12 protein-coding genes are annotated in these 12,969 nt (G+C 71.8%); 9 read left to right on the forward strand and 3 right to left on the reverse strand.

The window, feature by feature from the left end:
* Positions 1-98 precede the first annotated feature (98 nt).
* Genes ABD743_RS25985 through ABD743_RS26020 form a run of 8 tightly spaced genes read left to right on the forward strand, consistent with a single transcriptional unit; the run spans position 99 to position 9,094 of the window.
* The gene (locus ABD743_RS25985; RefSeq protein ID WP_344724831.1) at positions 99-1,439 is read left to right on the forward strand and encodes an amidohydrolase family protein; all 1,341 of its coding nucleotides are present in this window, start codon (positions 99-101) and stop codon (positions 1,437-1,439) included.
* The gene (locus ABD743_RS25990) at positions 1,436-2,206 is read left to right on the forward strand and encodes an ABC transporter ATP-binding protein (RefSeq protein ID WP_344724832.1); all 771 of its coding nucleotides are present in this window, start codon (positions 1,436-1,438) and stop codon (positions 2,204-2,206) included. The genes ABD743_RS25985 and ABD743_RS25990 overlap by 4 nt, the downstream gene beginning before the upstream one ends.
* Entirely contained in the window at positions 2,203-3,249 is a 1,047-nt protein-coding gene (locus ABD743_RS25995; RefSeq protein ID WP_344724833.1) for an ABC transporter permease, read from the forward strand. Before ABD743_RS25990 ends, ABD743_RS25995 begins: the two co-directional genes overlap by 4 nt.
* A gap of 45 nt (positions 3,250-3,294) precedes the next feature.
* Positions 3,295-4,482, forward strand: coding sequence for an ABC transporter substrate-binding protein (locus tag ABD743_RS26000; RefSeq protein WP_344724834.1), 1,188 nt, complete (start codon positions 3,295-3,297; stop codon positions 4,480-4,482).
* 4 nt (positions 4,483-4,486) lie between these two features.
* Positions 4,487-5,830, forward strand: a complete 1,344-nt coding sequence (locus tag ABD743_RS26005; RefSeq protein ID WP_344724835.1) for an FAD-binding oxidoreductase — start codon at positions 4,487-4,489, stop codon at positions 5,828-5,830.
* Positions 5,830-6,636, forward strand: coding sequence for a creatininase family protein (locus ABD743_RS26010; protein WP_344724836.1), 807 nt, complete (start codon positions 5,830-5,832; stop codon positions 6,634-6,636). The genes ABD743_RS26005 and ABD743_RS26010 overlap by 1 nt, the downstream gene beginning before the upstream one ends.
* A 5-nt stretch (positions 6,637-6,641) precedes the next feature.
* A complete protein-coding gene (locus ABD743_RS26015; RefSeq protein ID WP_344724837.1) occupies positions 6,642-8,075 on the forward strand; it encodes an amidohydrolase family protein in 1,434 nt (477 codons plus the stop codon).
* Positions 8,072-9,094, forward strand: coding sequence for a methylenetetrahydrofolate reductase C-terminal domain-containing protein (locus tag ABD743_RS26020; protein WP_344724838.1), 1,023 nt, complete (start codon positions 8,072-8,074; stop codon positions 9,092-9,094). The genes ABD743_RS26015 and ABD743_RS26020 overlap by 4 nt, the downstream gene beginning before the upstream one ends.
* 3 nt (positions 9,095-9,097) lie before the next feature.
* Here the strand turns inward: ABD743_RS26020 and ABD743_RS26025 are convergent, their stop codons facing one another.
* A complete protein-coding gene (locus tag ABD743_RS26025; RefSeq protein WP_344724839.1) occupies positions 9,098-9,661 on the reverse strand; it encodes a TetR/AcrR family transcriptional regulator in 564 nt (187 codons plus the stop codon).
* A gap of 82 nt (positions 9,662-9,743) precedes the next feature.
* Between ABD743_RS26025 and ABD743_RS26030 the strand changes: the two genes are divergently transcribed.
* Positions 9,744-10,709 carry an aldo/keto reductase gene (locus tag ABD743_RS26030; RefSeq protein WP_344724840.1) on the forward strand — a complete coding sequence of 322 codons (966 nt, stop codon included), beginning with the start codon at positions 9,744-9,746 and terminating at the stop codon, positions 10,707-10,709.
* 9 nt (positions 10,710-10,718) lie between these two features.
* On the opposite strand, the gene ABD743_RS26035 is transcribed toward ABD743_RS26030, so the two are convergent.
* Together ABD743_RS26035 and ABD743_RS26040 are read right to left on the reverse strand one after the other, a co-directional pair.
* Entirely contained in the window at positions 10,719-11,507 is a 789-nt protein-coding gene (locus tag ABD743_RS26035; protein WP_344724841.1) for a TIGR01458 family HAD-type hydrolase, read from the reverse strand.
* A 38-nt stretch (positions 11,508-11,545) separates the two neighbouring features.
* Complete coding sequence (locus ABD743_RS26040; RefSeq protein WP_344724842.1) at positions 11,546-12,964, reverse strand: MFS transporter; 1,419 nt, start codon at positions 12,962-12,964, stop codon at positions 11,546-11,548.
* Between the last annotated feature and the right edge of the window lie 5 nt (positions 12,965-12,969).

The following is a 12,969-nucleotide window of genomic DNA, read 5'->3' on the forward strand; positions in this document are numbered from 1 at the left end:
GTCGGTCACACGGGCGAAACGGACTGTCCCTAGCGTCGCCCGATGTTGGCCCCATCAATATCCCGCAGGTCAGCTACCTACTCGACCATGGAGTACCCGTGCGGAGTACGCAGTCGATCGGCGCCCCTGACGCCGCCCCGCACCTGGCCGGGAGCGTTGTCCGCGCCCTGCGCGGCATCCGCCTGCTCGACGGCACCGTGGCCGACCTGCTGCTCGCCGACGGGGTGATCGAGGCCGTCCGCGGGCCGGGGCCATGGGACGGAGACATCGTCGCGGGCGTGGACCTGGATGCTTCGGGCTGGCGGGTGCTGCCCGCGGCGTGCGAGCCGCACGCCCACCTCGACAAGTCCCTCACCGCAGCGCGTATCGCCCCCGGGGCGGGCAACGATCTGGTGGCCGCGATCGAGCAGTGGCGAGCGGTTCTGCCCGGGATCGATGCCGCGGACATCTCCGCGCGAGCGCTGGCCGCGGTCCATCGCTACGTCGCCCGTGGGATCACGACCATCCGCACCCACGTCGACGTCCCGCCCGACGGCGACCGGTTCCGAGGCGTGGACGCGCTGGTGGCCCTGCGCGAGCAGCTCAGGGGCCGCGTGACGCTGCAGGTCTGCCTGCTCGCCGGCAGCGAGGTGCCGGAAGTCGTGATCGGCGAGGCGGTGGCCCGGGGGATCGACGTCGTCGGCGGCTGCCCGCACCTCGCGCCCGACCCGCACCACGAGGTCACCCGCATGCTCGACGTCGCGGAGCGGCACGGGCTCCCCGTCGACCTGCACGCCGACGAGCAGACCGACGTCAGCGGCCCGGACGCACGAATGGACATCGTCGACCTGGCCGAGCAGGTGCTGGCCCGGGGTCTCACGCAGCGGGTGACGGCGAGCCACTGCGTGCGGCTGGGGTCGCTGCCGCCCGCGCGGCTCGAGCCGGTGCTGGAGCTCGTGGCCCGCGCCGGGCTCGGCATCGTCACGCTGCCGATCACGAACCTGTACCTGCAGGGCCGGGAAGCCACGCATCTGGCGCCTCGCGGCCTGACGGCCGTGCGCCGGATCCTCGACGCCGGGATCGCGCTCGCCGCCGGTGCCGACAACCTGCGCGACCCGTTCAACCCGGCAGGCCGCGCCGACCCGTTCGAGACGACGTCGCTGCTGATGACGGCGGGGCACCTGGGGCCGGAGGAAGCGCTCGCCGCAGTCACCACCGGTGCCCGCACCGTCCTCGGCCTGCCCCCGGCATCCACGGCGCCCGGGGATGCGGCCGACCTGCTGCTCGTGCCCGACACCCACCTCGGTGACGTCCTCGCCGGGGCCGAGGACGCACGGATCGTCGTCTCCGGCGGCCGTGTCGTGGCCGACACCCGCGTCAACCGGTCGCTCGACCTGCCCGTTCCCCGTCCATCCCTCCCCGGGCTGTTGCCCGCCCGACCGCCGAGCTTCGTGAGGTGAGAACCGTCGCCGCCAGTGCGCCTCCCCAGGAGGCCCCCACCACCACCCTGACCCTCGACCGTGTGACCAAGACCTTCCCCACCGGCACCGTCGCGCTCACCGACGTGAGCCTGACGATCGCTCCCGGCGAGCTCGTCACGGTCGTCGGGCCGTCGGGGTGCGGAAAGTCCACCCTGTTGCGGCTCGCGTCCGGCCTCGAGCAGGAGACGAGCGGGTCGGTCGAGGTCACCGCCGCCTCCACCAGCTACGTCTTCCAGGACGCGACGCTGCTGGAGTGGCGCACCGCCCTGCGCAATGTCGAGCTGGTCGGTGAGCTGCGGGGCGTGCCGCGTGAGGAACGGCGGGCCCGGGCGCAGGAGGTCCTCGACCTCGTCGGACTGCGCGGGTTCGAGACACAGCACCCTCGTCAGCTCTCCGGCGGGATGCGGATGCGCGTATCGCTGGCGCGGGCGCTGGTCGCCGAGCCCGAGCTCGCACTGTTCGACGAGCCGTTCGGGGCGTTGGACGAGATCACGCGCCTGCAGATGCAGACGGAGCTGCAGAAGATCTTCCGGCTGAAGCGGTTCGCCGGGTTGTTCATCACGCACTCGGTGTCGGAGGCGGTCTACCTGTCGACCCGCGTGCTGGTGATGAGCGGGCGACCGGGGCGGATCGTCGCCGAGGTCGCGGTGCCGTGGGAGTACCCGCGGCCACCGGAGCTGCGCTACGAGCCGGAGTTCGCCGAGATCACCGGGCGGGTGTCCGCCGCGTTGGGGGAGCACTCATGACCGCCCGTCCTGCTTCTCCGTCCGTTGCTCCGGACGCCCCGGGCTCCGGCCACGCCGCGAGCAACGGCACGGCCTCCGACGGTCCGGCCATCGGCGGCGCTGCTCCCAGCCAAGGCGCCTCGTCGGCGGGCGCTGCGCTCGACCGGGTCGCGGACGGGTCGCCCACGGAGGCCGCTGCAACCGCCGGGCCACCCGCGCACGGCGGTGGCGCGGCGGCCGCGGTCACCGCATCCGGTGGGCCGACGCGGCGCGGGTGGGCGGGTGCGGCGCTGGGTCGGGCGGCGCCGATCATCGGGGCGCTGGCCGGGATCCTGGTCATCTGGTACGCGGTGTCGTACCTGGTGTTGCCCGCGAACCAGCGGTTCCTGCTGCCCCCGCCGCACGAGGCCTATGGCAGCGCGCTGTCGAACCCGCAGTTGATGCAGCCGATGCTGGAGGCGCTGGGCCGCAGCGTGGCGGTGGCGATGATCGGGCTGGTCGCCGCGGTGGTGCTGGGGATCGGGTACGCGGTGGTCATGTCCCAGTGGGGGTGGGCGGAGAAGATCCTCTACCCCTACGCGGTGATCCTGCAGACCATCCCGATCCTCGCGCTGGTGCCGCTGATCGGAATCTGGCTGGGCTATGCGTTCACGGCCCGGGTGGTGGTGTGCGTGATCATCGCGCTGTTCCCGATGATCTCCAACACGCTGTTCGGCCTGCAGTCCGCCGCCGCGGCGGCACATGACCTCTTCACGCTCAACCGCGCAGGCCGCTGGCAGCGCTTGTGGAAGCTGCAGTTCCCGGCGGCCGTGCCAGCGATCTTCACCGGGCTGCGCAACGCGGCGGGCCTGTCGGTGATCGGTGTGATCGTGGCCGACTTCTACTTCCAGCAGGGTTCCCCGGGCATCGGCGGGCTGCTGCGGATCTACACCCAGCGCCTGCAGATGGACGCCCTGTTCACCGCGATCACGCTCACCGCGCTGTTCGGCGTCGTGGTCTTCATGATCTTCGCCGCGCTCGACCGCGCCGTGGTCGGCCGCTGGTACGGCCGCACCGCCCGCTGACCCCCTCGAATCCCTCCCCGCCCCCCTGGAGCTCCCATGTCCCCGATGAGAACGACGAGTGGCCGGCGGACCGCGCTCGCCACGACGGCCCTGGCCGCCGCGCTCGCCCTCACCGCCTGCGGCGGCGGAACCGCCGACACGTCGGGCGCGAGCGCCGCACCCGCCGCCCCGGCCGCACCCGCGGGCGGGCCGCTCGATCTGGCCGGCGTGTGCCCCGCCACGGTGGTGATGCAGCAGGACTGGCAGCCCGAGGCCGAGCACGGCGCCATGTACAGCCTCGTCGGCGCCGACCGCACGATCGACGCGGCCGCCAAGTCGGTGACGGGGTCGCTCGTGGCCCAGGGCGTCGACACCGGGGTGGACATCGAGGTGCGCCCCGGCGGGCCGAACGTCGGCTTCCAGCCGGTACCCGCCCTGATGTACCTCGACGACTCCATCGTGCTCGGCGCGGTGAACACCGACGAGGCGATCAGCGCTGCCGCCTCGCAGCCCACCGTCGCCGTGACCTCGCAGATGACGATCAGCCCGCAGATCCTCATGTGGGACCCCGCGACCTACCCCGGAAAGTCCACCATCCGTGACATCGCCGCCACCGGCGCGCCCGTGGTGACCTCCGGCGACGTGATTCCCGCGTTGCTCGAGTCGCAGGGCATCATCACCCCGGCCCAGTCCGACACCAGCTACGACGGCACACCCGCCCGGTTCGTGTCCGACCCGAAGATCCTGCAGCAGGGCTTCGCCACGGCGGAGCCCTACATCTACCAGAACGAGATCGCCCAGTGGCGCAAGCCGGTGGGCTCGGAGAAGCTGGCCGACGTCGGCTACTCGATCTACCCCGAGCCCCTCGCCGTGCGCGCCGACAAACTCGACGCGCTGCGGCCCTGCCTCCAGAAGCTCGTGCCGATCATGCAGCAGGCCCAGATCGACTACCTGACGAACCCCGCGCCGACCAACCAGCTGATCGTCGACCTGGTCAACGCCTACCAGACCGGCTGGACGTACTCCGCCGGCGTCGCCGACTTCTCCGCCAAGGCGCAGGTCGAGCAGGGCTTCGTCACCAACGACCCCGCGTCCGGTGTGTTCGGCCGGCTCGACCCCACCCGCATGCAGCAGATCGTGAGCACCTTCGGGCCGATTCTGCAGCACAACGGGACGATCACGGCGGTGCCGGACCCGACGAGCCTCTACACCAACGAGTTCATCGATCCCGACGTCACGATGAAGATGGGCTGACCGGGTGGCCACCATCGCCGAACGCACCGCGGCCGCCGCGGCCGCCCTGGAGCGGCTCGGCGCGGGGTCGATCTCCACCGACCCCGCGCTGATCACCAAGGTCTCCTCGGACTGGTCACGGATGTCGCCGATCCTGCAGGAGAAGGTGCCGCCGGGGCGCTACCTCGCCGATGTCGTCGTGCGCCCCGCCCGGCCGGAGGACGTCCCGGCCGTGCTCAAGGTCGCCTTCGACCACGACGTACCCGTGACGCCGCGGGGTGCCGGCACCGGCAACTACGGGCAGGCCACGCCGTTCGACGGCGGGATCCTGCTCGACCTGCGCGGCCTGGACACGATCACCGTGGGCGACGGTGGCACGGTCACCGCGGGCGCGGGCGCCCGGATGACCGCGATCGACCGGGTGGCCCGCGCCGCGGGTCGCGACATCTGGATCTTCCCGTCCACGAAGAGTTCGACGATCGGCGGATTCGTCGGCGGTGGCAGCGCGGGTACCGGCACGATCGAGAAGGGCACGACGAGCGACGGCTGTGTCGTCGCGGCGACGGTCGCTCCCATGGACGGCAGTGGCGAGACGGTCACTGTGCGCGGCGAGGAGCTGATCCCCTACATCCACACCTACGGGGTCACCGGAGTCCTCGTCGACGTCGAGATCCGCACCGATCCGGCGCGCGACTGGACCGCGGTCTATGCGGCCTTCCCCTCCTACGCCTCGCTCGTCGCCGTGCACCGTTCGCTGCTCGATCTTCCGCGGCTGCCGCGCCTGGCCTCGGCCGACGAGCCGGCGCTCGTGCCGACGTTGCCCGCCTCGGTGGCCCTGGACCCACAGCTGCACAGCCTGCGGGTGATCGCGGAGGCGTCCACGGTGGACGAACTGACCGACCGGATCCGCGGCGGTGGGGGAGAGGTGGTGGCGGTGCTCGCCGACTACACCGAGACCGACCGGCTCTCGGGCATGTCCTACAACCATCCGGTCTGGTTCCTCCAGCGGTCCCGTCCCGAACGGAGCTTCTTCCACATGGAGACCAGCGGTGCCCCGCTCTGGGACGACCCCGACGCCGTCCGCGCGGTCTACCCCGGGCCGGTGCACCTGCATCTCGAGCTGTTCAAGCACGGACCAGGGGCGATGGTCGTGGCCGGCTACCGCGGTGAGGAGGCCGTGCTCGCCGGTGTCCCCGAGCTGGAGGCGATGGGGATCGGGGTGCACTCGCCGCACCAGTGGTACGTGGACCGTCACGTCGAGCTGGCGATCGAGACCGCGCGCCGCACCGACCCCAAGGGCCTGCTCAACCCCGGCAAGCTCACAGCGACGCCACCCGTCGACACCCGCGTGAACATCGGGGTGCGGTGATGAGCGCGCTTGCGGGCGAATCGATGCAGCCCATCGTTCCCCGGTTCGTCGACCTCACCGCCCCTCGGATCGCGGAACTGCCCGAGGACACGGTGGCGGTGCTGCCGCTCGGGGCCGTCGAACAGCACGGTCCGCACCTCCCGGTGTCCACCGACTACGTCACCGCCACGGAGGCGGCCGAGGCCGCGGTGGCGGCGGTCGCGCGCGACGGCTCCGCATCCGTGGTGTTGCTCCCCGGGCTGGCCTACACGAAGTCGGACGAACACCACTGGTCGCCGGGCACGATCTGGCTGTCGTGGGACACGCTCATGCGCACCCTTGTGGACATCGGCCGGTCCCTGCAGACCTCGGGGATCACCCGCCTGCTCTTCGTCAACGGCCACGGGGGCAACTCCGCGCTGGGCCAGGTCGCGTGCCGGGAGATCCGCAGGCGTTTCGGTCTCCGTACCTTCTTCGCGCACCTGTCGGTGCCGGTCGACCAGGGCGGCGGCGGATCCGTCACGTCCGAGCTGGGGATGGGGGTGCACGGCGGGCACAACGAGACCTCGCTCATGCTGCACCTGCGCCCCGAGCTGGTACATCTCGAACTGGCCGAGCGTCGGGTGCCGGAGAGGCTGGGTGAGTTCGAGCTGATCGGGTTCGGCAAACCGGTCTCGTTCGGCTGGACCAGTGACGACTTCGGCCCGGACGGCTACATCGGCGACCCGACGGGAGCCACCGCGGAGCACGGCAAGCTGCTCTTCGAGCTGGCCGTCGCTCGGCTCACCGAGGTGATCGGCGAGGCCGCCCGCTTCACCACGAGGTGAGCGGGATGCTCCCCCTCACCGTCGTCAACGCCGTGCTGTTGCCGATGGCGGACGCCGGGAGCGACGGGCAGCCCGACTGGTTCGTCGGCTGGATGCGGGTTGATGCGAGCGGGCGGATCAGCGGGATCGGGCCGGGCAACCCGCCCCCGGAGCACTCCGCCGGGCCCGCCTCGGCCGTGCTCGACGCCGGCGGGGCGATCGTCGCGCCGGGTTTCGTCTCCGCCCACTCGCACCTGTTCACCTCCGGCCTGCGCGGCATCGCTCCGGACTCCACCCTCTATCCCTGGCTGCGGGCGATGTCGGAGGTGTTCCGGCACGCGGACGCCGAGGCGATGTACTGGTCGACGGTGCACGGGTCACTCGACTTCCTCGCTTGCGGCATCACGACCGCGTACAACTTCACCCAGTCGCGGGTCAGCCGGGCTTTCGACCCGGCCACCGGGAAGGGCACCGTGGACGGGGTGCACCCGCCCGAGTACCTCACCCGCCAGTTCGACGGCGCGGCCGATGCCGGGCTCCGCGTCGTCAACGCGATCCGGCTCGACGACGACGCCGGGCCCGAACGCGAGGTGTTCGCGGAGTTCGCGGACATGGTCGCGGCCTCGGCGGGTCGGACGCCGCCCGACCAGCACCTCGGCGCCTCGGTCTTCGGATCGGTGCAGTGGGCAGCGACGCCCCGCACCGCCGAGCTGGAGGCCCGGGTGATGCGGGAGCACGGGATCGGCAACCAGGCACATTTCCTCGAGACCGCCGAAGAACTCGACGTGCAGCGCGAGAAGTTCGCCTGGTACGCCGACGCCGGGGTGCTCGGTCCTGCCCTCCTGCTCGGCCACTTCGTGCATCCCACCGACGAGATGGTCGCGGCAGCGGCGGAGGCGGGCTGCGCGATGGTCTGGCAGGCCACGTCGAACGGGCGGCTCGGGTCGGGGATCGCCGACGTCGTGCGGTACTCCCGCGCGGGGATGCGCATCGGGATGGGGCTCGACGACCAGTCGTGCACCGACCAGTCCGACCCGTTCGGCAACATGCGCATCGGCATGTACACGATGCGCGCGCTGCACACCGATGCCTCGGTGCTCCTGCCGCGCGAGGTGCTGCGGATGCACACGCTCGGCTCGGCGGAGGTGCTCGGGGTGGCCGATCGCGTGGGCAGCCTGGAGGTCGGCAAGTTCGCCGACTTCGTGGTGGTCGACCACCGGGCGCCCGGCACGGGCCCGGTCTGGGACGTCTACGCCACGTACGTGATGGCGTGCGGGCTGCGCAACCTGAAGCAGGTGTACGTGGGAGGCCGCCTGGCGAGTGCCGACGGCCGGTGCACGAGCCCGCTCGCCGCGGACGCCGACGGCGCGCTGTACGAGTGGATCGGCCGGGCCGCCGGCCAGGCCGGGATGCACCCGGCCCTGGATTCCGGCGGACAGGCGCCGGGCGCCCGGCCGTGACCGTCGCCCCTGGTCGCGGCTGCCCCAAGCGCATGACCTACGGGCCGTGCGGGGGAGTGGGCCCGGACGGCTCGTGCGAGATCGCCCCCGAGCCGTGCGTGTTCCTCGACGACCCGATCGTGCCCTGGGCCGGTGCGGCGTCTGCTCGCGGGCCCGGTGCCGCAGGACGGGAGTTCCGCGCTCTCATGCGCCGGCGGCCCGTGATCGTCGCGGAGATGCCCACTGTCCCGCTCGACGTCCGGTCGATCGCCGAGACGGCCGACGTCATGCGCGGGACGGTCGACGCGGTGACGACGGGAGACTCGCCTGCGGCGAGGGTCCAGTACCCGCCGGCGTATCGCGCGCTGCTGGTGCAGCAGCACGGTCTCCCGGTCTGGGCCGGGCTCAACTGCCGCGACCGCAACCGGGTCGCGCTGGAGGGGGAGATCGCCGCGCTCGCTCATGCCGGAGTGGTGGCCGTCCACTGCGTCACGGGGGACCACCCGGAGAGCGGGCACCGTCCCGACGCGATGCCGGTGTTCGACCTGGAGTCGCACGAGCTCGTCCCGCTGGCCCGGGCGGCCGGGCTGCTCGTCTCCGTCGCGGAGTCGCCGGCCGCTCCGCCGGTCACACACCGCGCCGGCCGCCTCGCCGAGAAGGTCCGGGCCGGGGCCCAGATATGCCTGCTCCAGTTCTGCGGAGAGGTCGAGGACGTCGCCGCCTTCACCGACGCCGCGCGCAGAGCGGGTGCGGACATCCCCGTACTGCCGGGTGTACCCCTCATCGTCGACGAGTACGGGGCGGCGCTCATGTCGTCCTTCGCCGCCGCGGTGCTCCCGGCCGGGTACGTCGAGTCGGTCCGCCGGGCCGCCGATCCGGTGTCGGCCGGCGTCGAGGCGGCTGTGCGCTACGCCCGGGCGCTGCTCACCGTCGAGGGCGTGGCGGGGGTGGTGCTGGGCGGCGCGCCCGACCCCGGCTCCGGCACGCTGCTCGCCCGCGCGCTGGCTGCCGTGGGGAAAGAGCTGGGCGCCGGTCGCTGACCGTTATCCGGTGCGGGTGCCGTCCAGGAAGACGGTGACCATCGCGCTGCTCGCCTGCTCCACCCCGAGCTCCTCCCGCACCACCAGGTGCAGGGCTCGCTCCAGCAGGCCGGTGAAGAGATCGAACAGCACAGGCACGGGGACGTCGGCCCGAAGCGTGCCGTCGGCGATCCCGCGGCGGAGCAGCTCGCGTACCGGTTCGCCGAGCTTCTTGTCGAGCTCGGCCTGGTCGGCGGGCTGCTTGCGCAGCGTCTGGAGGAGAGCGCCGTACTTGCTGCCCGCACCGATGAAGCCCCGCGTGACCCGCGCGACTCCCTCGGGCACGGCGACGGTGTCCAGTTCGGCGTCGGCGATCCGGTCGCAGAGCTCCGTCACCGCCGCCGCGGTCAACCCTCGGATCAGAGCGTCCCGGTTCGGAAAGTAGCGGTAGAGAGTGGCACGCCCGACGCCCGCGGCGTCGGCGATCTCGGCCATGCTCGCCGCCTCCCCGCGCCTGGCGAGTACGTCGGCTGCCGTGTCGAGGATGCCCGCGGCGACGCGATCGTGGATGGATGACTGCCGGACCATGCGGATGAGCATACGGACGTCTCATTCATTGACCGATTCGTCTCGTGTTGAGACACTGATGTCTCATACGAGGGGAGAGGTCATGATGCGACGACTAGGGGCGACCGGGGTCGGGATCACGCCGGTGGGCCTGGGCTGCATGCAGTTCTCGGGATCCGGGCTTGTCGAGCGCTTCTACCGGGCGCTGGACCAGTCGACGGTCACCTCGGTGGTGGGCGCGGCGCTGGACGGGGGGATCACCTGGTTCGACACGGCCGAGATGTACGGCCGTGGACGGTCGGAGCGGGCGCTGACCACGGCGTTGCGCGAGCGGGAGGTCGTAGCGGGCTCGGTCACGATCGCCACGAAATGGGCGCCGGCGGGCCGCACGGCGGCGAGCATCGGCCGAACGCTGGACGCCCGGGTCGCGTCGTTGCAGGGCTACCCGATCGACCTCCACCAGATCCACATGCCCTACGGCAGCCTCTCGCCCGTGTCCCGCCAGCTCGTGGAGATGGCGCGGCTCGCCCGGGCCGGCCGGGTGGGCGCCGTCGGCGTCAGCAACTTCTCGGCACGCCAGATGGAGAAGGCGAATGCGCTGCTGGGGTCGGAGGGGGTGCCGCTCGCCTCCAACCAGGTGCAGATCAGCCTCCTGCACCGCACCGTCGAGCGGAACGGCGTGCTGGACACCGCGCGCCGTCTCGGGATCACGCTCATCGCGTACTCGCCGCTGCGGTCCGGCGTCCTCACCGGGGTGTTCCACGCCGACCCCGCCCGCGTGCGTTCGCTGCCGTGGGTTCGGCGGACGATGACCGGCCTCGGAGCGCGGGGACTCGCGCGCACCGCACCGCTGATCGACGAGCTGGGCGCGATCGGCCGTGCGTACGGGGTGTCCGCGGCGCAGGTCGCGCTGAGTTGGCTGATCCGCTTCTACGGCGAGACGGTCGTGGTCATCCCCGGAGCGTCGAAGCCACAGCAGGCGAAGGAGAGCGCTGCTGCGATGCAGCTCGACCTCACGGACCGGGAGCTCGCACGACTCGACGATGTCTCGCGGCGGTGTGGCGGTTAGGGATCGCGCTCAGCCCAGGCCGAGAAGCCCGGGCACGTCGGCGATCGAGTCGACGACGTGCTGCGGGCGATGCCCGTCGATGCCGTCCTCGGCGTCCGGGCGGAACTTCCCGGTGCGCACGAGCACCCCGGTGAGCCCGTGGGCCTGCGCGCCGAGCACATCGGACTCCACGTCGTCGCCGATCATCACCGCCTCCCCGGCGCTCACGCCAAGACTGCGGAGCGCGGCGGCGAAGAACGCCTCCGCGGGTTTGCCGAGCACCACCGCCTCGGTGCCCGCCGCACGCTCCAGCCCCAGCAGGAACGCGCCGCTGTCGAGCTGCATCCCGGCGTCGGTGCGCCAGAACAGGTTGCGGTGCATGGCGATCAGTTCGGCTCCGCGCTGGAGGTGGCCGAACACGTCGTTGAGGGCCTCGTAGCCGAACTCGGGGCCGGCCCCGCCCAGCACCACGACGTCCGGCTCTGCGCCGGGCCCCGAGACGATCCGCACGCCCTCGAGGTCCTCGTCGACGTCACCGCTGTTCAGCAGCAGGCACGTCGCATCAGGACGGTGCTCGCGCAGGTACGCGGCCGTGGCAGCCGGTGCGGTGAGGACGTCCTGTCGGCTCACCGGGAACCCGGCGTCCGCGAGCGTGGCGGCGATCCGCCGCCGTGTGCGGGACGTCGTGTTGGTGACCAGCGCGACCGGGAGCCCGGCATCACGGATGGCGCGCAGGGCGTCGACGGCGCCGTCCAACGGTTCCCAGGAGACCGTCAGCACGCCGTCGATGTCGATCAGCACCCCGCGCACGGTGTCCATGGCGGCACGTTACCCGCGGGCACGGCCCCGCGATCGGTTCACCAGCTGCCGCGGTGGTCGGGCATCGAGATGATGAGCGGGACGGCGGCCAGCAGGATCACGGCGAACACGCCGAAGACGTAGGCCTGCGTGATCCCGGGCGATGTGCTGACCGACAGCACTGCCGTGGTGACCGTGATCGACACGATCGCGCCGGACTGGCGGAACATCCCGCGCAGCCCGGTGATGGCCGAGATCTCGCGGGGTGCGAGGTGCAGCGACGCGTTGTTGCTCGCGGGCGCGGCCATACCCATGCCGAGACCGGTGATCCCCGCGGCGATCGAGAGCCAGGCCTGCGGGGAGAGGCCCTGAGGGGGCAGGGCCAGCAGTACCAGCCCGACGGTCATGAGGACGAAGCCTGCGACCATGAGGATCCGGTGGCCGGTGCGGCGCAGCAGGAACACCGACAGCCCCGAGAGGCTGATCATCCCGAGCGCCCGGATCGCCAGCAGGCCGCCAGCGGCGAGCGGGGCGATGCCGTAGCGGTCCTCGGCATAGATCGGCACCAGGGTGCCGAACCCGAGCGCCGCCGCGCCGAACATCACGTTGACCGTGTTCATCGTTCCGAAGGTGCGGCCGCGCAGGAGCCGCATCGGCACCACGGCATGGGGATCCCGGCTGGCGTGCCGCAGGAACCGCCAGCAGAGAACCGCCGCCACCACCGCTGCGATCGAGGCCGCGATGATCTGCAGACGCAGGTTTCCCGGCGTGCCCAGCGCGGTGATCGCGGTCATCGTGGACAGCAGCAGCCCGCAGAGCAGCCCGATCCCCCGCAGGTCGATGGGGGCGGCGGCCGCGGTGCGCGGCGTCGTGCGGATCAGGACGGCCACGAGGATCACCAGCAGCACGCCCAATGGGAGGTTGATCAGGAAGATCGCCCGCCATGAGGTGTAGGTGACCAGCACGCCGCCGACGACGGGCCCGATGATCGCGCCGATCGGGAAGATGCTGGTGAACATCCCGATCGCCCGGTCGCGATCGCGCCCGAACTGGTCGGCGACGATGCCCGTGGCCGACGGCACGATCGCTCCGGCGGCCAGGCCCTGGAACACGCGTACGACAATGAGGGTGGCGATGTCGCCTGCCATCCCCGCGCACAGCGAGGTCACGGTGAACATCGTGATCGCGACCAGGAAGATCGTCTTGCGTCCGAACTGGTCGCTCAGCTTGCCGGCGATGGGCATGGACATGATCTGGCCGAGCGCGTAGACGGTGATCGTCCAGCTGCTCCACGCGAGGGAGCCGCCGAGGTCGTTCTGGATCGCGGGGAGTGCCGTGGCCACCGACGTCTGGTCGATCGAGGCCATCAGCAGGGCGATCGCGATCACGGCGAAGACGGTCCAGCGCCGCGGTAGGGGCTCCTCGCCCTGTCGTTGATCCTGTTTGATCGAACCACCGGCGGGCAGGGAGCGAAGCATGGATC

Origin of the sequence: Pseudonocardia yunnanensis (assembly GCF_039534065.1) — a bacterium.
Taxonomy (GTDB): Bacteria; Actinomycetota; Actinomycetes; order Mycobacteriales; family Pseudonocardiaceae; genus Pseudonocardia; species Pseudonocardia yunnanensis.

Coding starts and splice junctions, on each gene's coding strand:
- ABD743_RS25995 (WP_344724833.1), top strand. CDS start 2,203: ATGACCGCCCGTCCTGCTTCTCCGTCCGTTGCTCCGGACGCCCCGGGC.
- ABD743_RS26040 (WP_344724842.1), bottom strand. CDS start 12,964: ATGCTTCGCTCCCTGCCCGCCGGTGGTTCGATCAAACAGGATCAACGA.
- ABD743_RS26000 (WP_344724834.1), top strand. CDS start 3,295: ATGAGAACGACGAGTGGCCGGCGGACCGCGCTCGCCACGACGGCCCTG.
- ABD743_RS26025 (WP_344724839.1), bottom strand. CDS start 9,661: ATGGTCCGGCAGTCATCCATCCACGATCGCGTCGCCGCGGGCATCCTC.
- ABD743_RS26030 (WP_344724840.1), top strand. CDS start 9,744: ATGATGCGACGACTAGGGGCGACCGGGGTCGGGATCACGCCGGTGGGC.
- ABD743_RS26035 (WP_344724841.1), bottom strand. CDS start 11,507: ATGGACACCGTGCGCGGGGTGCTGATCGACATCGACGGCGTGCTGACG.
- ABD743_RS26015 (WP_344724837.1), top strand. CDS start 6,642: ATGCTCCCCCTCACCGTCGTCAACGCCGTGCTGTTGCCGATGGCGGAC.
- ABD743_RS26010 (WP_344724836.1), top strand. CDS start 5,830: ATGAGCGCGCTTGCGGGCGAATCGATGCAGCCCATCGTTCCCCGGTTC.